The sequence below is a fragment of the Achromobacter pulmonis genome, assembly GCF_902859765.1.
GTDB classification, from domain to species: domain Bacteria; phylum Pseudomonadota; class Gammaproteobacteria; order Burkholderiales; family Burkholderiaceae_B; genus Achromobacter; species Achromobacter pulmonis.
Map to the genome: position 1 here is coordinate 23,456 of NZ_CADIJV010000015.1, position 23,397 is coordinate 46,852.

At 60.3% G+C, this 23,397-nt stretch carries 18 protein-coding genes; 7 read left to right on the top strand and 11 right to left on the bottom strand.

Going from position 1 to position 23,397, the window contains the following annotated elements:
* Positions 1-634 precede the first annotated feature (634 nt).
* Both cysD and cysN read left to right on the top strand, forming a co-directional pair.
* Positions 635-1,528: a sulfate adenylyltransferase subunit CysD gene (gene cysD / locus HV701_RS14290; protein WP_244957859.1), complete on the top strand. Its 894-nt coding sequence runs from the start codon at positions 635-637 to the stop codon at positions 1,526-1,528.
* A complete protein-coding gene (gene cysN / locus HV701_RS14295) occupies positions 1,528-3,456 on the top strand; it encodes a sulfate adenylyltransferase subunit CysN (protein ID WP_338077767.1) in 1,929 nt (642 codons plus the stop codon). Before cysD ends, cysN begins: the two co-directional genes overlap by 1 nt.
* Here the strand turns inward: cysN and HV701_RS14300 are convergent.
* From HV701_RS14300 to HV701_RS14310, 3 genes are read right to left on the bottom strand one after another with little or no spacing between them, the layout of a single operon-like run.
* A complete protein-coding gene (locus tag HV701_RS14300) occupies positions 3,453-4,460 on the bottom strand; it encodes a sulfotransferase (protein ID WP_175133678.1) in 1,008 nt (335 codons plus the stop codon). The genes cysN and HV701_RS14300 overlap by 4 nt on opposite strands.
* A gap of 12 nt (positions 4,461-4,472) precedes the next feature.
* Positions 4,473-5,501 carry a DegT/DnrJ/EryC1/StrS family aminotransferase gene (locus tag HV701_RS14305; RefSeq protein WP_175133679.1) on the bottom strand — a complete coding sequence of 343 codons (1,029 nt, stop codon included), beginning with the start codon at positions 5,499-5,501 and terminating at the stop codon, positions 4,473-4,475.
* The gene (locus HV701_RS14310) at positions 5,485-6,699 is read right to left on the bottom strand and encodes a GNAT family N-acetyltransferase (RefSeq protein WP_175133680.1); all 1,215 of its coding nucleotides are present in this window, start codon (positions 6,697-6,699) and stop codon (positions 5,485-5,487) included. The genes HV701_RS14305 and HV701_RS14310 overlap by 17 nt, the downstream gene beginning before the upstream one ends.
* Before the next feature lie 137 nt (positions 6,700-6,836).
* On the opposite strand from HV701_RS14310, the gene HV701_RS14315 reads away from it, so the two are divergent.
* The 5 genes from HV701_RS14315 to HV701_RS14335 all read left to right on the top strand — a co-directional run bounded on the left by HV701_RS14315 (position 6,837) and on the right by HV701_RS14335 (position 13,000).
* Entirely contained in the window at positions 6,837-7,979 is a 1,143-nt protein-coding gene (locus HV701_RS14315; RefSeq protein ID WP_175133681.1) for a DegT/DnrJ/EryC1/StrS family aminotransferase, read from the top strand.
* A gap of 72 nt (positions 7,980-8,051) precedes the next feature.
* A complete protein-coding gene (locus HV701_RS14320) occupies positions 8,052-9,626 on the top strand; it encodes a glycosyltransferase family protein (protein ID WP_175133682.1) in 1,575 nt (524 codons plus the stop codon).
* An 8-nt stretch (positions 9,627-9,634) separates the two neighbouring features.
* The gene (locus HV701_RS14325; protein WP_175133683.1) at positions 9,635-10,543 is read left to right on the top strand and encodes an NAD-dependent epimerase/dehydratase family protein; all 909 of its coding nucleotides are present in this window, start codon (positions 9,635-9,637) and stop codon (positions 10,541-10,543) included.
* 26 nt (positions 10,544-10,569) lie between these two features.
* Entirely contained in the window at positions 10,570-11,841 is a 1,272-nt protein-coding gene (locus HV701_RS14330) for a hypothetical protein (protein ID WP_175133684.1), read from the top strand.
* 85 nt (positions 11,842-11,926) lie between these two features.
* On the top strand, positions 11,927-13,000 hold the full coding sequence (locus HV701_RS14335) for a glycosyltransferase family protein (RefSeq protein ID WP_254595176.1): 1,074 nt from the start codon (positions 11,927-11,929) through the stop codon (positions 12,998-13,000).
* Here HV701_RS14335 and asnB read toward each other — a convergent pair.
* The 8 genes from asnB to HV701_RS14375 form a co-directional block, all read right to left on the bottom strand.
* A complete protein-coding gene (asnB, locus tag HV701_RS14340) occupies positions 12,990-14,885 on the bottom strand; it encodes an asparagine synthase (glutamine-hydrolyzing) (RefSeq protein WP_175133686.1) in 1,896 nt (631 codons plus the stop codon). The genes HV701_RS14335 and asnB overlap by 11 nt on opposite strands.
* Positions 14,886-14,906: 21 nt before the next feature.
* Entirely contained in the window at positions 14,907-16,028 is a 1,122-nt protein-coding gene (locus HV701_RS14345; protein ID WP_175133687.1) for a glycosyltransferase, read from the bottom strand.
* Positions 16,025-17,929, bottom strand: a complete 1,905-nt coding sequence (locus HV701_RS14350; protein WP_175133688.1) for a polysaccharide biosynthesis protein — start codon at positions 17,927-17,929, stop codon at positions 16,025-16,027. Before HV701_RS14350 ends, HV701_RS14345 begins: the two co-directional genes overlap by 4 nt.
* A 92-nt stretch (positions 17,930-18,021) precedes the next feature.
* Positions 18,022-19,233 (bottom strand): hypothetical protein, encoded by a 1,212-nt coding sequence (locus tag HV701_RS14355; RefSeq protein WP_175133689.1) that lies wholly within the window; start codon positions 19,231-19,233, stop codon positions 18,022-18,024.
* 182 nt (positions 19,234-19,415) lie between these two features.
* Positions 19,416-20,117 carry a lipid II flippase family protein gene (locus HV701_RS14360; protein WP_175133690.1) on the bottom strand — a complete coding sequence of 234 codons (702 nt, stop codon included), beginning with the start codon at positions 20,115-20,117 and terminating at the stop codon, positions 19,416-19,418.
* The gene (locus tag HV701_RS14365) at positions 20,114-21,223 is read right to left on the bottom strand and encodes a glycosyltransferase (RefSeq protein WP_244957858.1); all 1,110 of its coding nucleotides are present in this window, start codon (positions 21,221-21,223) and stop codon (positions 20,114-20,116) included. The genes HV701_RS14360 and HV701_RS14365 overlap by 4 nt, the downstream gene beginning before the upstream one ends.
* Before the next feature lie 224 nt (positions 21,224-21,447).
* Positions 21,448-22,044: a sugar transferase gene (locus tag HV701_RS14370; protein ID WP_175133761.1), complete on the bottom strand. Its 597-nt coding sequence runs from the start codon at positions 22,042-22,044 to the stop codon at positions 21,448-21,450.
* Positions 22,041-23,216 carry a DegT/DnrJ/EryC1/StrS family aminotransferase gene (locus HV701_RS14375; protein ID WP_175133691.1) on the bottom strand — a complete coding sequence of 392 codons (1,176 nt, stop codon included), beginning with the start codon at positions 23,214-23,216 and terminating at the stop codon, positions 22,041-22,043. Before HV701_RS14375 ends, HV701_RS14370 begins: the two co-directional genes overlap by 4 nt.
* Positions 23,217-23,397: the final 181 nt, after the last annotated feature.

Below are 23,397 nucleotides of genomic sequence, written 5' to 3' on the forward strand. Positions count from 1 at the left end.
TTTTTGGGTGTCATGATGTTGTTTTGGTAAAATTTCAAAAAAATTGAATATTGCGACAGAGGTTGGCATGGCGACAGACAATTTGCTTGGCCTGGATACTCTCCAGGTTTGGGACACCGACCAGGCGTTTCATCACTTGAATGCGCGGGGACTGGCGGCGACCAAGCGCACGGCCGAACGCAGGCTGCATGAGTTGGGGATCCTGCCGCCAATCCTTACCGCAGATGCACTACGGTGTGAAAGTGGCGAGCCGCCATTGCCGCAGGTGCTGGCACAGGAATTGGAACGCGCGCGGGCCAAACGTAAGCTGGTCCTGTTCGCTCAATTGGCTAGCTTGCCGACTCAGCATATCTGTTTGTATGCCAATGACGCGCGAGGGGCCCACTATTGGGTGCCGCTGAGCGGTTCTGCTAACCCGGAGCAGGCCGAAGTGGAAGACTGCTTGCATCGCCTGGGCCAGCATGTTGGCAAGCCCGTCGCTGTGTTTCCGCATGGGGCGTTGGTGCCATATTGCAGGGCGTTCAAGCTCAAGCCCGCTGATCATCTGGAGGTCAGTGTGCTGAGCTATCCCGTGCCGCTGATCTTGAGCGGGCAGCGGGGGGAGGACGACCTACCGTCGGCGCATCGCCAATCGATGCCGCATCTTGACCAGCTCGAAGCCGAAAGCATCCATATCATTCGCGAGGCCTTTGCCGAATCTGAGCACCCGGCGATGTTGTATTCGGTGGGCAAGGACAGCACGGTCATGCTGCACCTCGCTCGCAAGGCGTTCTATCCCGCGCCCCCTCCCTTTCCTCTACTGCATGTCGATACACGCTGGAAGTTCCGGGAGATGTACCAGTTTCGCGACCACATGGCGAGCGAGAGTGGCATCGAGTTGCTTGTATATACCAATCCTGAAGCCATCGCCAAGAACATCAATCCTTTCGATCACGGATCGGCGCTGCATACGGATATCACCAAGACCGAAGGCCTGAAGCAGGCACTGGATAAGTACCAATTCGACATGGTGTTCGGGGGGGCTCGCAGAGATGAAGAGAAGTCGCGTGCGAAAGAGCGGATTTTCTCGTTTCGTACTCAGACGCATCAATGGGATCCAAAGAACCAGCGGCCCGAATTATGGAATCTATACAATGCGCGTAAACGCAAGGGCGAGAGCATCCGGGTCTTTCCCCTGTCGAACTGGACCGAATTGGATATCTGGCAGTACATCTATCGCGAGAATATTCCGGTGGTGCCGCTGTATTTTGCTAGAGAACGCCCCGTGGTCATGCGCAACGGCATGTTGCTGATGGTGGACGACGCCCGTATGAGGCTGTTGCCAGGCGAGGTTGTGGAGAAGCGTAAAGTGCGGTTCCGTACTCTTGGTTGCTATCCGCTGACGGGTGCGATCGAATCCGACGCCACGTCATTGTCCGAGATCATCCTCGAATTGATCGGTGCGCGTAGTTCGGAACGGCAAGGGCGGGCGATTGATGCGGATGCGTCGGCCAGCATGGAAAAGAAAAAGCAGGAAGGATATTTCTGATGCCACGCAAGATACCGTCTACTCAAGCATCGCCCGCGCCTGCCGTGACCATGGAGGAATTCCTTGCGTCGCAGCAAAGTCAGGATACCCTCAGGTTTATCACTTGTGGCAGTGTCGATGACGGCAAAAGTACGCTGATCGGAAGACTGTTGTGGGATTCCCAGCAGTTGTTCGACGACCAGCTGGCAACGCTAAAGAGCGAGTCGCTCAAGTATGGCACGCAGGGCGACGGCATCGACTTTGCATTGTTGGTGGACGGTCTGGCCGCTGAGCGGGAGCAGGGCATCACCATCGATGTCGCCTACCGCTATTTCGCTACCCGGCAACGCAAGTTTATTGTTGCCGACACTCCCGGGCATGAGCAGTACACCCGAAACATGGTGACGGGAGCTTCGACGGCCGATGTTGCCATTTTGTTGGTTGATGCGCGCCAAGGGGTGCTCACACAAACACAGCGGCACAGTTATCTGGTGTCCCTCATGGGTATCCGGCACGTGGTGCTGGCCGTAAATAAAATGGATCTGGTTGACTTTGACCCTTCAGTGTTCAAGCGGATCGTCGAGCGTTTCGAGACGTTTGCGAAACCGCTAGGCTTCGAGCAGATCGTAGCGGTGCCATTGTCGGCTTTGAAGGGTGACAATGTGGCGCAACGTTCCACGCATATGCCATGGTACGGTGGGCCCACGCTCGTCAGTTACCTGGAGACGGTAAAGGTGCGCCATGCAGTGTCCTCGCGCTTGGTGTTTCCCGTGCAATGGGTGAACCGGCCCAACTCGTCGTTCCGTGGATTCTGCGGCACCGTGGCCGAAGGAACAGTAAAGGTTGGAGATGAGATCCGGGTGACCTCGTCGGGCCAGACAGCGAAGGTTGCCGAGATCGTCACGATGGATGATTCGCTGCCGGCGGCCCGTGCCGGACAGGCCATCACTTTGCGCTTAGATCGTGAGATTGACGCTTCTCGGGGCGACGTAATCGCGGCCGCAGATCAGCCGCTGGAGATGACAGACCAATTCGAGGCTACGCTCGTCTGGATGGGTAACGACGCAGGCCTGGTGGGACGTAGCTATGACATCAAGTTGGCGACAACCTGGAGCACCGCTTCCATCACAGCGATCAAGTACCGAGTAGATGTCAACACGCTGACCCACGAGGCCACCAAGGCGTTGGCCTTGAATGACATCTGCGAGGTGAATATCGCCACGAGCAAGCCGTTGGTCTTTGACCGATACTCGGACTCCAAGACGCTGGGCAGTTTCATCCTCGTCGATCGCTACACGCACGCGACCGTCGGCGCAGGAATCATTCGGCATACGTTGCGCCGGGCCCAGAATGTGCACCGGCAAGCTCTGTCCATCACCCGTCAGGATCGCGAGCGACTGAATGGGCATCGCGGGAAAGTCGTTTGGTTTACCGGGCTGTCCGGGTCGGGAAAGTCCACGCTTGCCAATGCTCTGGAAATCGCATTATTTGAACGGGGGCGCCGGACCTATGTGCTGGATGGCGACAACGTCCGTCAAGGACTGAATCGGGATCTTGGGTTCACTGAGGCCGACCGGGTCGAGAATATCCGGCGTATTGCGGAATTGGCCAGGTTGATGATGGATGCGGGTCTGATCGTATTGACCGCATTCATCTCGCCATTCCGCCAGGAGCGGGATATGGCCCGTGAACTGATCGGCGCGGACAATTTCATCGAGATTTATGTCAGCACGCCGCTGGAAGTGTGTGAGCAGCGCGACCCCAAGGGCTTATACAAGAAGGCGCGCGCGGGACAACTGCCGAATATGTCAGGCATCGGCAGTGCCTACGAACCTCCAGCCAATCCCGACCTTTCGGTCAATAGTATTGACGCGCAGCAGATCCAGGCATTGACCACGGATGTCCTGGCGTGGCTGGATAAAGACTCCAGCGATTCGGATGGGCGCTAGCTCCAGGTCTGGCTTTCGATGCGGGCGCGGAAGGCGGGGTAGTCCTCGAGTGCTCGTTCCAGCAGATTCCATTCGTTGGCTGGTAGCCGACGTACGTCGGTGCTGTCGAAGGTCTCTGGACAGGTACGTTCCAGCGTCAGCTTGACGCCGCTGCTTTCGCATCGTTCCACGACTTCAGCGATGATGTGCCGAGGTTCGGCGCACAGGCGCTCGTAGGGGGCATGGATTAGTCGATGCGGTGCGACCTGACGCAGTTCGTCGTCCATCTCCCGCTGGATTTCGAGTGCCTGGAAGACGACCTGTTGGTGTGGCGAGTACTGAGTGATGGTTTCGTAGGTCGACGGACGCACTGACCACCATTGCTTCTCGTCACCGTATCGTTCCCGCCGCGCCATCAGTATGGACTGGGCGATGAACAGCGGGTTGCGGCGGCAGACGACGAATAGCGAAGTGGGCAGCGTTTGAGCGAGATAGCTTGCCTGCAATGTGCACCAAGTATTGTTCTTGAATACGAAAGGCAACTGCCGTACGGCTTCCAGGGCTCCCAAAGAGCGCCGCACGGCCACAGCGTCTATCTGCGCAAGTTGGGCGGGAGTGAGCCGATGAGTCGCCTGCCCACGGTCAAACCAGGCTGACCAGTAATAGCCGAATTCATGGGAATTGCTCCACCCTTTGGTTACACCGTGCGTGGAGGAAAAATCGATGCCATCGTTATCGCGGATTTTCAGTGCCTGTTCGATGATCGCACCGACCGCAGGCGTCTGCCAGAATCGCGCCAGGAAGTTGCTGGCATAGGCGAATCCGCCAGTGGCCGCCAGCATCTGGCCTGCCAGTGTGGTGCCTGCGCGGGGCGCACCGATGACAAGGACGATGGGCTGTGCTGGTTCGGGTGCATCCCGCTCGAGGGCGGCCTGGGCCGGAAGCAGCAACTGATTCATTTGGGCGACGCGCTGCTCATCAAGGGGGCGCTTGGCGTACTTTTCTGTGCGTTGCACTTCATCCATGTCTTGTGGAACCTAACTGTGAGAAAAAATGGCGCGCGCCGCTGCCAGCACCATATCTTGGTCGTCGTCCGACAGCGCGGGATACAACGGCAGGGATAGGGTTCGGTCGTACAGGGACTGTACCATGGGAAACGCCGTTTCGGTGGGGCGGAAATGGTGCAGCAAGCCGTCGACGGGGCGCCGGACTGCCACGCCATGACGCGCAAATGCGGCGATGATGTGCTCCACCTCGAATCCGTCCGGTAGCTGTACGGCAAAGCGGAAGTACATGCCTTGGTCGACGCGCGGCGGGGGGAGAATGAGGGGGGTATCCGCCAATCCCGCTAGATACCTTTGTGCCAGCAGCTGTCGCCTATGCCAGACCGCCTGCAGCCGTTCCAGTTGAGACAAGGCCAGTGTGGCCTGCAAATCGGACAAGGGATAGAGGTTCAGCTTGTACGGTGACGAAGCGACGCGTTTTGCATCCACCAGCCGCTGCGCCAGCCCGGGCGAGCGTGTATGGGCAAGCCCGCCCTCTCCGGCGGCAACCACTTTGGTGGCCTCGAATGAGAATACCTGGATGTCGCCCTCAAAGGCGTGTACAGGTCCCAGCCATTGGGCCAGATCTTCAATGATGGGCACGCCATGGACTCGCAAAGGGTCGATAGTGGCCCGGATACCCATGACATACGGCACGATGATTGCCCTGGTGCACGGCGTGATCGCCGCCGCAGCGGCATCGGGACTGATCAAGTAGTCGCCTGCAATGTCGACCAGCCTGGCGACAGCTCCGAGTGACTCCACAACGCCCAGAACTTCTGCACAGACATAAGTGGGAACCACCACGTCTGTACCAGCTCCGACACCGACGGCGCGCAAGGCCAGCAGCAACGCCTGGCTGCCGGAGCCGGTGGCCACTGCCGTGCCACCGCCTGCTCGCTCGAACCACTGCTCGAGCCGGCGGGTCGCAGTGCCCTCGTTGAGCATGCCCGATCTGAGGGCTGTAGTGATGGCCTCGCAGTCCTCGTCGGTAATCCAGGGGCGGCTATGCGGGATCATCATAAAGTCGGTCGAACGGGTAAATATAGTAGAACGGAAACGCCGCTGCCACGGCGGCAGCGTCCGACCTCAAGGTGGCCAATCCCGCGGCGGGGGCGCAGACAATGTAGGTATAGGGCCTGTCCGCGGCACCCCAACCGGCCTTGAAATGATGCAGGGAATGCTGGGAGTGCCAAGTTCCACCCCAGTTCCAATGGCGATAGCCGGATCTGACGGCGTCGAGCATGCCCTGCATGATCAGGAATGACAGAGGCTGGCGTGATCGGTGTTCCACTTTGATTACTGGGGTGATGTACTCGATCGTGTCATTGAAACCAGCAAGCAACATGGCGGCCGTAGGTTGACCATCCAGCATTGCTACCGACAGGCGGCGCCGGTTCGGCGAGATATGGGTGCGGAACGCCTCGAAGTGTTCGCGGGGTTTTGCCTTGCCGCCGACAGCAGCCATGTTCTCCACGTGTACTTCATGAAGGAATTGCCATGCCCAGTCATCATCACTCACAAGTTCTTCAAAGCCTTGCTTGCATGCTTTGCGAGCAAGGTTGCGCGTCTTCTGGGCAAAGCAGAATTCCAGGTCGTGCTGTAGGCTGGGACCGTCAGGTGGCAGCGCGGTGATTTGCCCGTTGCGAGGATCCAGCAGGCGCGGCAGTAGTACGTCGACGTACTCCTGGCGATAGGGCTCTTCAGCTGGTGTCAGGATTACCGTCGCACTGATGACGTCAGCCGCTTCGATACGAAGCCGGAAGGCTTCCAACAGTGCTCGGCGTACGCGCGGGTCGGGCTCAGTGCCCAGCAGGCACGCGCCATGGCTGCCATACCAAGGAAGGCTGTTGATAATGGTGCCAACACCGGGTACGGTTTTTCGGAGATACCTGAACGCGCCGGCAATGCGCCCACCGCGTCGTGCGATAAGGGTCGTCGGCACTCCGCCACAGGACGCCGCCAGGAAGTGGAGAAACTCCTGCCCAGCATAAAGCAGGGCGTCTGACGCGTGGGCGAGCCAAGCTTCGAGCTCCGCAGTCTCGGCTGCTGAGGATTCGGTGACAGACACGTCGAAGTGATCGGAAATGGCGGGAAATGGGGCCGCGGGGAGCATGGGCTTATGAACTTTAAGGGTCGTGCGGGCGCCCGGCCGGCGTTCGTGGTTGTGGCATTCCCGGACAAACAGGGGGCGGAGCCGGCCTCGCGCGGCTGGTTGCATGCCGTGTTTTCCACTATGGCACCGCCAGTGCAGGGTAAAATTGTAAGTATCGCATTTTCATGCTTGTACGTGTTCCGTTCGACGCTATCGCTGCGAGCCGACGCACCCTTCATTTGCCATTCGGAGTAGATAAGATAATGCAACTCGCTTCCCCCTCGTTCGACGAAAGCGAAATCGAAAGTGTGCGCCGCTGTCTCGCTAGCGGTTGGGTGACGCAGGGCCCGATGACTCGTCAGTTCGAAGAGTTGCTGGCCAAGCGCCACGCTGCTCCGTACGCTCTGGCGACGACGTCGTGTACTGCCGCGTTGCACTTGGCCGCGCTGGCCTTGGGGCTGGGGCCAGGCGATGAGGTCATTGTGCCGGCATTCACCTGGATCACCTCGGCCAACGCTGCGGAATATGTAGGTGCCAAGGCTGTGTTCGCGGACGTCAATCCCAACACGTTCAACCTGGATCCGGCAGCATTCGAAGCCGCCATCACGCCACGCACCAAGGCCGTGGTTGCTGTCCATCTGTTCGGCCTGGCCGCCGACATGGATCCCATCATGGCGATCGCCCGCAAGCATAATCTGGCGGTCATCGAAGATGCTGCGTGCGCGATTGGCACCTCCTACAAGGGGGTGCCAATCGGTACCATTGGCGATCTCGGATGTTTCTCGTTTCATCCCCGCAAAGTGATCACGACGGGAGAGGGGGGCGCAGTCACCATGCGGACCGAGGCTCTGGCCAAGTTAGTCAATAGCTTCCGCAACCATGGTTCGACGGGCCTGCCGTCGGCGGAAATTGAACCGCATGGCCCCTGGACGATGTCGACCTTTGACAATCTGGGATACAACCTGCGGTTGTCAGATATCCAGGCGGCGGTTGGCATTGCCCAGTTTGCGAAGCTTGACCATCTGCTGGCCGAGCGTCGCTCGCGGGCTCTGCGTTATTCCGAATTGCTGGCCCCGGTGTCCGATCTGGTATTGCCGACTGCAGCTGCCGGCGTCGATGGCCATTCGTATCAGAGCTATGTAGTGCGCGTGCGTGAAGGCGGCCGTGATCGTCGTAACACCGTAATGCGGGCCATGGACGGCAAGGGCATACAGACCCGGCCCGGCACGCATGCCGTAGTTCGCCTGGGCTATTACGCGAACAAATACAAACTGGATGCATCGGTATTTCCCAATGCGATTCTGTGTGAAGACACCACTATCACGCTGCCGATTTTTCCCAATATGACCGATGCGGATCAAGCCTTGGTGGTACAAACCCTGACCGACGCGTTGCGTAGCGCCTGACGGGCGCATGAAGGCTCGTATGGGCAAGAAGTGCTCTAGCACGAGCCATATTCACGTTATGGGGAATCTCCGGTGCAAAACGCACAGCGCAAGGTAAACGGCGAGAGCGCGCGGCGATTGCGCGTCTTGTTCATCGACAATATTGCCAATAACGCATATCTCAATGCCAAGGCCCTGCGCCGCCATGGTGTCGAGGTTGACGTGTATGTTGGCGGCTATTACCACATCATGGCCTGCCCGGAATGGGAAGAGGGCGGGTTCACCAATTTTTCGGGAACGCATAATCAACCAGACTGGACGCGCACGGTTGACCTGAATTACACCCGGCCCGATTGGGTGATCCAGATGCGCGAACCATTTGGTTTGCGCTATCTGCTGGCCAAGACCGAGGGGCGCCGCTGGGCGGCTCGTTTTTGGTGGAAGGTGGGTAACCTCGATCGAGAGATCGATTGCAGCGATGGCGGTGTGGGCAAGAAGCTGCGCAACGGCTTGGTGGGTGGATACAAGCTGGCCCGCAAGAGTCTGGCTGCGGTACGAAAACTCTATCGACTGGGCAAGTTGTGCGTCCGGGTAGGGTCTCGACTAGTCACTGAGGGACGCTTGCGTTCCGAGAGCAAACCTACCGCTCCCGCGGACGCGGTGCCGAACGCGATGGAGCCCATGCTATCCGTCCCGATCGATCCAGGCATGCCCAATGCGCTGCAAGATATCGAGGCTGCCGCGCCCGCGTATCGTGATTCCATCCGGACGCTGATGAGCCGATACGACATCGTGCAGGTTTATGGCGCCGGAGGCCGGCTGCCGCTCATTGCCGGCACGCCGTTCCTGGCGTTCGAGCACGGCACGTTGCGCAGCCTGCCGTTCGAGTCTTCATACATGGGGCAACTCACCTATCTGACTTATACCCGGGCCGGACATGTCTTTATCACGAATGCGGATGTGCTCGGTTCGGCACAGCGGTTGGAGTTGCCCAGCTACAGTTTCATACCGCATCCGGTCAACGAAGACAGCTTGCACGAAACGCCGGAATCACAGGTGTTACGTGAATTGCTTTGCCGCGAACTTGACACGGACTTTATCGTGTTCCATCCATCGCGCCAGCACTGGGAGCCGGAGGTACGCAGCCCCAACTGGGAGAAAGGTAACGATATATTCATTCGAGGGTTCGCGCGCTTCGTTCAAGAGGTCAACCCGCGCGCTTCCGCGGTGATGGTCGATTGGGGAGTGTCGGTACCCGCTTCGCGTGCCTTGCTCGAAGAGTTGGGAGTAGCCGACCGGGTGCGCTGGATTCCACCCGTTCCGAACGCATTGATGTGCCGGTATATCGCGGCCACGGATCTGCTGGCAGACCAGTTCTGGCTGGGGTCATTTGGCAGCACGGCACCGAAAGCCTGGGGTTGCGGCAAACCCGCCATGTTCTACCTGAATGAAGACCAGCACCGCTGGTGCTTCCCGGAGTTGCCGCCAGTCCTTAACGTACGTACTCCTGAAGACGTGCTCGAATCGCTGCGCCGCCTATATCAGGATCCCGCATATATGCGAGCCATTTCGCAGGATTCGCAGCGTTGGTATCAGGCGTTCCATTCAAACGAACTAATAACGCAGAAGCTTCTCGAAGTGTATCGAGGCCAAGCCCAGACGCGGTGACTATTGCCATGAAATCTCCTGACTCCAACCTCACTTCCGGCCGCCAGCGGATCCTCGTGACCGGCGCAACAGGTTTTGTGGGCCGTAATCTTGTTCAGCAGCTCGCCTGCGAGCATGAGGTGTTGATTCTGAGCCGTCGTGAAGTCCCGGCCTTCACCCAGCTCGGTGCGAGGTGCGTGCTGGCCGATCTGGGTGTGAATGCCGATCTGATTTCAGTCCTGCCCTCGGGCGGCATAGACAGAATCATTCATCTTGCTCAATCCGACGGTTACCGGGATTTTCCCGGCTCGGCGCTAGACATGTTTCAAGTCAACGTCGCCAGTACGGCGGCATTACTCGACTACGCAGCCAAAACCGGCGTGAAAGGGTTTGTGCTGGCATCCACGGGAAGCGTCTACGAACCATATACCAAGCCAATGGACGAGGCATTGGCGCAGGCGCCAGAAAGCCATTACGCGCGTACCAAGTTGGCGGCCGAACTGCTAGCACAGTCTTATTCGAAACTGTTCAACGTGTGCGCGTTGCGGCTTTTCTTTCCTTATGGTCCACAACAGACCGGCCGTCTCGTACCCAATCTGTTCCAACGGGTCCAGGCCGGAGAGAAAGTCTTGCTGGATGGGGACGCGGGCGGCATGGTTTTCACGCCCACCCATATCGATGACGTTGTTACCATACTGCGCACAGCGGCGATTTCGGGCTGGCAAGGAGCTGTCAATGTGGCAACGCCTGAAGCGCTGAGTATCAAGGATGTGGCGCAGGCCATCGGCCGTATCATTGGCCGCGAGCCGTCATTCGAGCGCACGGGCAAGGCCGGACAAATGACGATTGTTCCGCCCATCGCAGTCCTTTCGGCGCTTATGCCGGATTTTCGATTCAAGCCGTTCGAGGATGGCGCGCGATTCTTTGGCCAGGCATAGGCCGTGCGACGACAGGAATACGCGGGATGTCCACTTTGCTAAAGTCTCTGCTCAGGGCGTTGCTTGACCTGCTCATCCTGATCGCCGGGCTGCCGTTCCTAGTGGCCGGCTTCTTGCGCCATAAGATATCTGCGCATCGCGCCACGGAAAGCCCGCGTCTGGTTTGGCAGTCCACGCCAATCAAGTCATTGGCCTATATGGCGCGTGCCATGGCCGAACGTGGCTATCTGAGTGAAACGGCCGTGACCGAGCTGTATGTGATAAACCGCCGGGAGGATTTTGATCATCTGCTGTTTCCGGCAGTGTCGCGAGGGAGGTTGGTGGACTATCTGTGTTCCCGGTGGATGGCATATCGTTTTTTCGCGTACTCGTTGTCGCGCTACGACGTGTTTTTCATGTATTTCGATGGGGGAGTGCTGCGGAACACCTTGCTCGCCCCGTTGGAATTGAAACTGTTGCGGCTCGCGGGTAAGAAAATCGTGGTCATGCCTTACGGAAGCGATGCGTTTGTCTATGATCAGATGAGCGATCCGTTGTGGCGTCACGGATTGATGATGAGCTATCCCGACATGGGCAATCATGCCGCGCGTGTGCAGCGGCGTATTCGCCGCATGACACATGATGCCGATGTGGTGGTGGGCTGCCTAGTGCACTTTACCAGCCTGCCGCGTTGGGACATCCTGCCCCTGACATGCTATCCGGTCGATACACAGCGTATCCAGCCATTTTCGCCTCCCGCTACCAGCGGCCCGATACGTATTGCGCATGCTGCCAACCATCGTGGCGTGAAAGGGACGGAATTTCTGGAGCGCGCGGTGCAGACGCTGCGTGCCGAAGGCCTAGATATTCAACTGGACCTGATTGAACGTGTGCCCAATCACGAGGCTCTCGAACGTATCGGACGGGCCGACATCTACGTCGATCAGTTGGTCATGGGGTATGCTCTGGCCGCGTTGGAAGGCCTGGCTTTGGGCCGTGTGGTGATCAGCCCTGTGGATGGATTGCCGGCGACCGACCTGTTCCGCACCTATTCCTACTTGGACGAATGCCCGATTGTTTCCGCCGGGCAACGCACAATCGAAACCGTATTGCGCGACCTGATCGTACGGCGCGCCGAATGGCCGGAAATCTCGGCGCGATCACGTGCGTTTGTCGAAAAACGCCATTCTTTCGAGGCGAGTGCCGACATGTTCTCGGCGATCCTGGATCGGGTCTGGTCTGGCAAGACTGTGGACCTGATTAATTTCTATCATCCCCTGCTCGAGCGAACTAGGGACGATGCACATATGCTGTCCTGAAATGTCTCCCTATCGTGTCTTGCACCTACCTACATCGGTTGGCGGTAATCCCCAGGGATTGAGCGCCGCGCTGCGTCAGGAGGGCGTGGCAAGCGACACGCTGACCACGGAGCAGAACTATCTGCAGTATCCAGTCGATATCGTGGTCAATCCTGAGGGCGTCGGACCGTTAGGCAGAGAATGGCGGCGTTGGCAGACTCTATGGCGCGATGTGCCGGGCTACGATGTCCTGCACTTCAATTTCGGCACGACATTGGCACGCCCCCACGCGTGGTCGGCCAGTCCGGGCTCGGGCTGGCTCAAACGCCTGATGTATCCATTGCATGCGGTCTATCTGTGGCTGTTGCAAGGCATTGAGCTGACTCGCGCAAAACGTCGCGGCGTGCCCATGTTTGTGACCTACCAGGGCGACGATGCTCGGCAAGGAGACTATTCCCTAGCCCATTTTCCAATCTGCATAGCCAGGCAAGTTGGCCCTGACTACTACAACGCAGCTAGCGATGCGTTCAAGCGCCGGCAAATCCGCCGCCTGGACAAGTACTGCGACAGGATCTATTCCGTTAATCCGGATCTTTTGAGAGTATTGCCGGCTCGCGCCGAGTTTGTACCCTACTCCCACATTTTCCTGGAGGAATGGTCCCCGCACTATACCCAAGGGGAGCCGCGATCCTTGCGTATCGCCCACGCGCCTAGTAACCGCCAGGTCAAAGGTACCGATCACATCCTCGCAGCGTTGGAGAGTCTGCGCAAGCGGGGTTTCGAGTTTGAATTGATTCTTGTCGAAGGTATGAGCCACGCACAGGCGCGCCAGCAATACGAACGCGCGGATGTGCTGGTTGACCAGTTGTTTGCCGGCTGGTACGGAGGTTTGGCGGTGGAATTGATGGCGTTGGGCAAGCCTGTATTGTCTTACATCAGGCAGGAAGACTTGTCGCTACTGCCTCCTGATATGGTGCGTGATCTGCCTGTGCTGCAGATAACCGCAACGACGGTGGAGCAGGCGCTGGAACGTGTAATGAGGATGCCGCGGGCGGAACTGGTGGCTTGGGCGCGGCGCAGCCGGGCATATGTCGAGCGATGGCATGACCCGCATGCCATCGCCCGCAAAATTAAGGCAGACTATGAAGAGGCTCTGGCGCGGCGGCGCGCTAGTCCTTGATGCCGTTAAGTTGTACCCAGCGTTGGAAATTAATCCAGCGCCAGATCTGCCAATTGAATGGACGCCGCCCTTCAATCATTTCATCGAAGTGCTCAAGCATCTGTGCGTTGTCCAGCAGTGCTGATCCCTCGCTTGGTGCCAGCCATTGTCTGATTTGAGGCGCGAGGTTACGCAACCAGGCGAGCTCCGGCGTTTCAAAGCCGATTTTGTCTTTGCGCGCCAGAATGGTCTCGGGCACGATGCCCTGCATCGCGGTGCGCAAGAGCCGTTTGGTCTCGCCCTGTACCGATACCAGGTAATCCTCGGGCAGGCCCATGAGAAAATCGGCGAGATCAGGCGTCAGGAAAGGCACTCGACTCTCGATTGAGAAACGCATGGAATTGCGGTCTCCGTGACGCAGGAGCCAGCCTAGTCCGCGCTGGGTCAATGAGACTGCCATCTCTGCCATGGCGCGTCGGCCCCGGGCGCTCTCGGACCAGACGGCGCGGGGATATTGCATCTGAACTCCGGCGTCATTCAGCGTATCGAGATCGAGCCAAGTTGGCCTCGGATCGCGTCCAGACAGCTTGCGCAAGCGTTGATAAAGTCCATCGCCCGCCATGACGCCGACTGCTTCCTGCAGCGACGCTTTGATGCTGCGACCGGGCCAATTGCGTTGGTTCAACAGATGCCTGATGGCGGTAGGCAGGCGGCCACTTTCCAGCAGACTGACTAGCCGTTGGGCAGGATAACCGTTATACCCAGCGATAAGTTCATCCGCGCCCTGGCCTTCGAGCATGACCGTGACGCCGGCGGCACGGGCAGCCTTGAATACACGATATTGAGCGTAAATGCTGGTACTACCGAAGGGCTCACCCTGAGCAGTTATCAGATCGTCGATATCTTTGGCGAGCTCATCGGCCGTGATGCGCACTTTGTTTGCGATGGCTCCGGTGTTGGAATTGACGATATCGACCCATTTTTCCTCCGAACGGTCTTGCGACTGGGAGATGAAGCTGAAGGTCCGAAGCTGCAACTCGGGTTCGACGTGTCGCATTGCGCATACGATGGCTGAGGAGTCTACGCCACCGGATAGGGCGGCTCCCAAAGTCACATCACTGCGAAGATGCAGACGGACATTGTTTAGAAACCGTTCGCGCAGCTCGGCCGCCGCGTCGGCATATGACAGTCGGGGATGCCGTTCGTCGATTGTCGGTGACCACCAGCGCACGGGGGTATCGAGTTTTCCAGTGTGAATTGACAGCCTCAGGAAATGCGCTGGCGGCAAGCTGGAGATGCCTCGGACGAACGTACGTTCAGTATGGTCATAGTGTCCATGGACCAGATAGTCGTAAGCCGCCTGGATATCGAGTGTGGGTGGGTGCGCGTCCAGCGTCATGAGTGCGCGCGGTTCCGAGGCGAAAGCTATGGTGTCAGGCGTGTGGTGGTAATAGAGTGGTTTGATTCCGAAGGCGTCCCGTGCCAGCGTGAGCGTATGCGTGCGCCGATCATGCATTGTGAACGCGAACATGCCGACGAAGCGCCGTAGTGCGGCACTGCCCCATTGGTGCCAAGCGGCCAGCAAGACTTCGGTGTCGCTGTCGGACGAGAAATGATGGCCGAGCAGTTTCAGTTCGGCGCGTAGTTCACGATAGTTGTAGATCTCGCCGTTGAACACGACGGTGAGGGCGCCGTCGGGGGAGGACATCGGCTGATGTCCTCCTGTGGACAGGTCGATGATGGATAGCCGCGTTTGGCCCATGGCGACCACGCCTGTCGGGGCGCTGATGATTTCGCGGCCTTGGTCGTTCGGGCCACGTTGGCGCAATTGTGCCAGGCCCGAGGAAAGCCTGCTGGCCAGGTCTTGCGGTGGCGATGCCCACCATCCGCCCAGGATTCCGCACATGGATAGTTGTGTCCCGACTGGTTATGGGGCCGCGATTGTCGCGTAGGCGGCGAGGAGCTTGGCTTCCTCGTTGCGCCAATTGTAGGTGGTGCGCGCCGCTTCCCGGCACGCCGCGCGAATCTGCTCCAATTCGTTGGCGGGTGTGGCCAGCATGGCGTTTATGGCATCCCCGATCACGCGCGCATTAAGGGGATTTACACATTGTCCGGTGCCGGACGAGTCGAGGATTTGCCGCCAGAGCGGAAAGTCCGACGCCAGGACAGGAACCCCCGCGGCCATGTATTCGAACATCTTGACGGGCAACGCATCGAGATAGTTGGGAATCGGGTGCAGCAGCACCAGCCCGAGACGCGATTCTGAGAGTACCTGGCGTATGCCGGGGCGATCCAGCACGCCTCGATAGTCGACCTTGCTCCATCCTGGCATGGTGCGTAGCGACGCATGCAGGGCTTCGCTCTCCATGGGGCCTGCCAATATCAGTCGGGCATCCGCATATTCGAGCGCGCGGATCATTTCGACCGCGCCACGGATTCCAGCAATGCCACCGATATAGCAGATTGTGCGGCCGGTCTGGGTGGGTGAGCCGATTGGTGGTACTGAATCACTGAGCTCACCGGGGATGGGGTAGTTGTTGACGGCAATGCTGTTCGCACCCTGGGCCGTGTAACGTGCCGCGATATGCGGCGTTGCACAGATGACCAGGCCACAGCGGCGCGCGATGAAATTCTCCAGTCGTTCGAAGGGATAGGCAATGGCGTAACGTATCCACGGCTTGATCCACGGTTTGCTCAGGATTTGCCTGGGTACGTCTTCGTGTGCGTCATAAATGATGGTTCGCCCCATGCACTTGAGCGCCAGAGCGACGGGGAGTAACTCCGGATCGTGGATATGGATGATCCGGGCGTCGGTCTTGCGCACTCGATTCCAGACTTTCCAGGTCTTCCCACACATGCGGTTCAAGCGGCCGGAGGGAGGACCCACGTCAATGATCGACACGCCATCGCATTGCGCATCACCACCGCCATCGGCCACATACAGGTCGACCTGATAGCCGTTATTGGCCAGGCTGCGGCATTCCTTGTGGAAGATCCGGACGTCGAAGCGCGGATGCGCGGTGGTGAGGTGAGCGACCCGTACCGTCATTGGGGGATGTTGACGACTCGGCGCGAGGGGGAAGCCTCGACCTGGGGATTGAATTCGGCGACCAGGGTTTGCAAGGTGGCCACGATTTGTTCTCGGTCCCAGTGGGCCAGCGATTGTTCCATCTGGTCCAGTCCGGCCCGCAGTTGCTCATAGGGCAGGTCGTTTTCACGCGCCTGCATGATGCGGGGGTGCAGGGTCGATTTGACGTCCCCGCCGATCAATAGTTCTTCATACAGCTTTTCGCCGGGACGCAGTCCCACGACCCGCACTTCGATGTCACCGTCCGGGTCCGACTCGTCGCGCACGGTCAGGCCGCACAGCCGGACCATGCGTTCGGCCAGGTCGCGGATGCGCACCGGCTCGCCCATGTCCAGCACGAACACCGAGCCCGATTTCCCCATGGCGCCCGCCTGGAGCACCAATTGCGCCGCCTCGGGGATGGTCATGAAGTACCGTGTGATATCCGAGTGGGTCAGGGTGACGGGACCACCCGCCAGGATCTGTCGGTGGAACAGCGGCACGACGCTGCCAGAGCTACCCAGGACGTTGCCGAACCGCACCATGGAAAAACGGGTGGCGTTCTGGCGTTGTGACAGCGATTGCAGGATCAATTCCGCCAGGCGCTTGGAGGCGCCCATGACATTGGTGGGGCGAACTGCCTTGTCGGTGGAGATCAGTACGAAGTCGCTGACGTGGGCCGCAATTGCCGCGCGGGCCAGCGACAGGGTGCCCAAGGAATTGGTCGCGATGCCTTCGGCGACATTCAGCTCGACCAAGGGGACATGCTTGTAGGCCGCTGCGTGATAGATCGTCTGGATCTGATGCAGTTCCATCCGGTACAGGCTGTGGGGGTAATCGCGGACGGAGCCGAGTATCGCCACCAGGTCGATCGGGCGTGTGCCGATCAGTTGCCGGAGTTCCTGTTCGATGGCGTAGAGGGAGGGCTCGGAGATCTCGTACAGGACAAGCCGCGTCGGATTCAGGGCAATGATCTGGCGACAGAGTTCGGAGCCGATCGAACCGCCAGCGCCCGTTACCATCACGTTGCGTCCGGTGACGCAGCGGCCGAGCAGCTCCGGGACGGGCGCGACCGGGTCGCGTCCGAGCAGGTCTTCCACACGCACGTCCCGCAGGCGCAGTCCATTGGAATCGACCAGTTCGCGCAAGCTGGGCACCAACCGGATGCGCAGCCGGTATTGTTCGGCGGAATCGACGATTTCGCGCAGGCGTGTGCGCCCCGCGGTCGGCATCGCCAGCAGCAGTTGGCGTACGCCGTGTCGTTCGACCAGGGCGGGCAGGTGTTCGGGCGGATGGATGCGCAGGCCGGCGATCATCAGGCCATGCTTGCGGCGGTCGTCGTCCAGCATGGCGACGGGCTGGTAATGCGGGCCGGCGCGCAACGCCGTCGCCAACTGGGAGCCGGCACCGCCGGCACCGTAGATAATGACAGGGATACGCAGGTCTCCGACATCCTTGGTGTCCGTGAACAGCGCGCGCCGCGCGACCCAGCGCGTGCCCACCAGCCCGGCAATCGCGAGCGAGCCATAAATGACCAGCACGGCCCGCGACAGTCCGACCAATTGCAGGAAGGTGTTGGCTGCGGTGACCACCATGACCGAAACGGCCACGCCACCGGTGATGCCCAGGATCACCCGTTCGTTCATGTAGCGCAGGATGTAGTTGTAGACCCGGAAACCTGCCATTGCGAGCACCCCGCCGGCACAAGCCACGAGCGAAAGGGCGAAATAGGAGTTATTCAGGAAAAACAACTCGAAGCGCAGCCACAGCGCCAAGTAGAACGACACCAATAGAATGACCGCGTCAAGCAGAATGGCGAGAGCTTGCTTGGCGGGGCGGGGCAAATCTACAAAAAGACGCCGGATGGCTAGGGGGAGAATCATGGGGCGTCGGTATGTGCCTTGTTATATATATGTGAAATTTTACAGGCGTTGTAGTCCATCGTAGATTATCGCGGCAAATTGATGGCCGAGTGTCAGTGGGACCGTGCAGTCTGGGGGCTGACCGGGGCGCTGCGTGGTGGCACGCTTGCCAGCAGCACGCCAAGCAACAGCCAGAACGGTTGGAAATAGACCATGGAGCTGGGGGCGATACCGGCGATGCCGGCGACCAGCAGGCAGACCCGGCCCCGCCAGTCCAGCCGCAACATCAGCCAGCCGAGCAGCACGAACCAGAGCAAACCCACGTGGAAGAACATCTCCAGCCAGAAAAAGTGGGGGGACGCCCAAGGTGCCTTGTTGCCCGGCCAGATCAGGTTCAGTTGTCCGGCCCCCAGGCCCGTGAACCATTGCCACCAGGGCATCGTGCGCCATTCCTGGAGCATGTCCATGGTGAGCCGGGCCCGGAAGGCGGTCGATTCGTCTCCGTCGCGAGCCTGGATGCGCACCTGCGCGGCAGGGGCGTGAGGCGGCTGGGGCGAGATTTGCAGCCCAAGATCCGGGGCAGCCGTGACGGTTGTTGCCCCGGCATTGCCGGCCGCTGCCGACGGAGCGGCGGAGGCGGGGTTGACGGCAGGGGGGACGGCCGACCGGGACGTGATGGCCCCCGCCTGCGTCGGGACGGTGGTAGGGAGGTCGGCTGGCGGTGACCCTGCCGCGGGTACCGGGGTGGGGGCGGTGGGTTGAATGCGGGGAATGGACACCAGGTGCAGTGGCTCGGTCTGCAGCGAAATGGCGGCGAGGGTTGCAATGGCCCATACCGCCAGCATCTTCAGGCGCTGGCGCAGCTTCTCGCCTTCCATGAACCAGATCAGACAGGTCAGGCCCAGCACCAGCGTGGCAGCCAGATCGGCTCGCCGGTTGAGCAGCAGGGCATAGAACCAACAGGCGCCGAACAGTGGTAAGGACAGCCGCCGGCGGCACAGCAGCCAGATCAGGTTGACGAACACCAGCACGGTGGCCATGTCATTGATGTTGTCCCAGACCCCGCCGGTCAGCAGGTAGCGTGGACGGAAGCGCTGCGCCTGCGTCCAAGCGTCGAATACGGGGAAATAGGCGGTGATGAACCAATAGGCCAGCAGCCACGGCAGCAGGAACAGGAAGGATCTTTGCCGCCGCACGAGAGTCTCGCCCAGCAATGCGGAGAACGCCCCTATCAGCAGATAGGTGGCATAGCGGCCGTAGCGGTCCGGTGCCTCGATCCACAGAGGCTGGGCAACGAGCAGCAGGACGAGAACGATGAGGGGCAACCTCAGGCGGCTGTTCCAGGCGGCCTCGCGCCAGGGGGGGGCTGACCACCAGCGCCGCAGCGAACAACGCCAGGCCCCAGTGGAATGGCCGCAAGGGGTAGGGCAGGTAGATGGACGACCCGGCCAGGCAGAGCGCCAGTCCGGCCACTGCCAGCCAGTCGGCAGGGGAGCGGGCGACTGCTTCATCCGAGCGCATTGCCCAGGTTCCAGAACAGCAACGGCGCGAGGAGGCCTACGGCGACGAGACGCCCCGTGAGCATGGCTTGCACCGCATGGTAGACATCATGGGTGGGGTGATCGTCGACAATCGTGGCGATGCGAGGTTCGAGCACGAACGTGAGCAGTACGGTCGCGAAGCCATTGACGATGCCCGACAGCTGCGAGATCGTGCTGCGATAGTCATGGAAGACCAGCGCAAAATAATAGGAAACAAGCACGCCCAGTGCGTAGCAGAGGAACACGGCCGCGGCCAGGACGATGATGCGCGGTCTCGGGAAGGCGGAATGGACTTCCAGTTGCGCGCGCACTTCCGCGGAGCGCAGCTTCGGCTTGCCGGAGCGCCGTTGGATGAAGTTCGCCAGCAGCGTGATCCAGTGGAACCGGACGAAGAATGCCAGCAGCGACAGCAGCGTGGCCCCCAGCAGCGCACACAAGCCCATCTGCTGGTACGTGGTGACTGGTATCTGCCTGTCGATCAGAAAACCCAGCAGTGGCATCAACGCCAGGTAGAAGAATCGCGTGATCGTGGTGGTGGCATTTTGCACGGCATAGCCCGTGACCGGGCGGTTGGCCAGCCGGCCGGCGATCCGGGCGTAATAGCTGAGGTACTCGAGCAGGTGAATGGTCGAGAAACTCAGGACGACGAGAACGATCAGCAAGGTCATGACGTGCCGTGCGCCCTTGCGCCGCGGTGGATGCGCAAGGTTTCGTCGTACGCTTGCTGCATCAGGTCGAGGCTGTGGTTCCAGCTGTATTTCTCGCGCACTCGCATGCGACCGGCTGCGCCCATCGCGGCCCGCAACCGGGAATCGAGCACCAGGGTTTCGAGCCTGGACGCGGCGGCATCGGCATCCTCGATGGGAACGACGAAGCCGGTCACGCCATCCAGGACCACCTCGGCGGGGCCATCGGCATCCGAAACCACTACCGGCAGCCCGCAGGAGCACGCTTCCAGGATCGCCACGCCGAAGCTGTCGCGGCGGCTCAGGGCGACATAGATGTCGAGCTCGTCCAGCGCCGCCGGTACGTCGCAGTGAGGAATCTGCCCCTTGAGTTCGACACAATCGTCCAACCCCAGGTCGCCGGCCATCGCGGTCAGCATGCGGAACTGGCTGCCGCCGCCGTAGATCCGCAGCATCAGTCGAGCCGCCAGATCGGGGTGCGTGGGGGCCAGCCTGGCCCTGAGTTTGGCGAATGCGTGGATCAAGGTGTCGATCCCATACAGCGCTTCAAGTGTCTTTACGGTGCCGATAATGATGCGATCGGACGGGCTTGGAGCAACGGAGGGTGCAAACTGGTGCTCGTCGATGCCGAAAGGCGTGACGAACAACGGCGTGTCGGAAAGTGCCCGCATTTTAATCGCCATCGCCTGGCTCGTCGCTCCCAGCGCCGTCGCCTGATCGAGGTTGCTGCACAGCGTCTTGCGATGCCAGCGACTCTTGTCGGGAAAATCGTAGATGTCACTGCCCCAGGCGGAGAGCAGATTCGGCAGGTAGCGGGATCGGCGCGCCAGTACGCCGTAGCCCGAGGCATAGTGTGTATTGAGCAGGTCGGGTTTTATGCGCGTGAGCAGCTGGCGCAACCGGCCGGCGGCAAGGAAATAGCCCAGAGGGGCGCCGTAGGGAAGTTTGTATTGATGCACTGCTGGCACGATGTCGGACGATGGGTCGTCGAGCGACAGCAAGTGAACCGTATGCCCCCGTTCGCTCAGGCCATTGGCCCATCGCACGGTATGGATGCTGCGCGCTGAACCCAGCAGGGCGACATTCAGGGAGGCGGCGGAGGCGGGGGTGAGGGAGGGGGGATGCGGGGGGGCCGGTACGGTTAATGGCTTTTTAGAATCGGTAGACAAGCTAATGCTGGCTTTCGTTGATATTTAATATGGCAGAATATCAATGGACTATGACAGGTGGCGCTAGCGGCGCGTTTTTCGGACTGAATCCAGTTGTATCGACGCTGAGCAGACGGCCATAGGCCAAGGATGCGTAGACTGACTTAGTCCTTAATGATTGCGGAAACTGTAGCGATCAGAATGCGCAGGTCACCAATGAAGGATTGCGTGCGCACATATTCTTGTTGGAGCCGCAGTTTTTCCGGCAGGACGGATTCCCGGTAAGCGCGCTCGGGATCGCTGGACTGGGCCAGCAAGTCGTTTTCATGGCGGAACCGGATGGAGGCGAGGTCGGTGATGCCGGGCTTGACCGACAAGACGACGCGCCGCGCCGCATCGGGATAGAGTTCGACGTAACGCGGGACTTCCGGGCGGGGGCCGACAACACTCATGTCGCCGGTCAGGACATCGATGAGTTGGGGGAGTTCGTCCAGCTTCCAATGACGGATCCAGGCGCCGGTACGCGTGATGCGGGTATCACCGCCGACCGTAATTTCTTTCGTATCGTTGCCGCTACTTACCGCCATGCTACGAAACTTATGGATTCGGAAGGGCTTGCCATCCTTGCCGACTCGCACTTGGCGGTAAAACACCGGACCTGGCGTGTCGCGCTTGATCGCCACCGCCACCACCAAGAACAGGGGCGACAGCACGATCAGGCCTGACAGTGAAACGATGATGTCGAACAGCCGTTTCATCAGGCGCGCAGCAGGGATTCCACGGCGCCCATGACGCGAGCGCTTTCGTCATCGGACATGCGTGAATAGATCGGCAGGCTGACCATGCGTTCGTAGGCGGCCTGCGAATGGGGGAACATCGTGGGCTGGAGACTGTAGCGGTCACGCCAATAGGGTTGCAGGTGCAGCGGCACGTAATGCACGCTGCAGCCGATACCGGCTTGTGTCATGCGCACGATGAAATCGTCGCGACCGATGGGAGCTTCGGGGGCCAGGCGCAGCACGTACAGGTGCCAGGCGTGAGTGTCGTTCGTATCATAGCCACGACCAGTCAGGCGCTCGGGGCTCGGCGGGAGCTCGACAGGCAGGCCGGCGAACGCGCGGTCGTACTGCCCGGCGATCTCGGCGCGGCGGTCACGCATGTCGCGTACGCGGGCCAGTTGCACGCGTCCCATCGCGGCCGCGGTGTCGGGAAGGTTGTACTTGAACCCGGGCGCCACGATTTCGTAGTACCAGGCCGGCTTTTTCGAGGTGAAGCGATCGAAGGCGTCGCGGTCGATGCCATGTAGACGCATCACGCGGCAACGCTTGGCCAACGCGGGATCGCGCGTCACGACCATGCCGCCTTCGCCGGTAGCGAGCGTTTTGGTGGCGTAGAAGCTGTAGACGGTGATGTCGCTGTCGAGGCTGCCGATCAGTTCACCTTGCCAGGTGCAAGGCAGGGCATGTGCCGCATCCTCGATGACGCGCAGGCCGTGGCGGCGGGCGATGTCCAGGACGGCCGTCATGTTGCAGGCCAAGCCGCCGTAGTGCACCGGGATGATGGCCTTGGTGCGTGGGGTGATGGCGCGTTCGACGGCTTCGGGGCTCACGCAGAACGTGTCCGGGTCGATATCCACCAGCACCGGCTCGGCGCCCAGGTAGCGGGCCACTTCCGCGCTGGCGGTGAAGGTATGGGTGGTGGTGATGACCTCGTCCCCCGGGCCCACGCCAATGGCTTCCAGCGCCAGGTGCAGGCCCGCGGTGGCGGAGTTCACCGCTACGGCCTCTACGCCGCCGCCGATGAATGTCGCGAACTCCTGCTCGAACGCGCGGGCATTCGGGCCCGTGGTGAGCCAGCCGGATCGCATGGCTTCGGTGACGGCCGCGATCTCGGCATCGCCGATGTCCGGTAGCGCAAAAGGGATGAAAGACATGATTCGACGTCAGTTGGCTAGCAACGTTGGGAAACGGGAATTGTAGTGGACGCCGGCGGGGGGCGCCAAGCGACTCCAGGAACTGGCGTGCCAGGGTGGGGTAGCTGTGGTGCTGCTGCACGAAGCCCTTGCCGCGCAGGCCGAGGGCCTGGCGCTCGGCCGCGGGCAGGCGCGCCAGCCC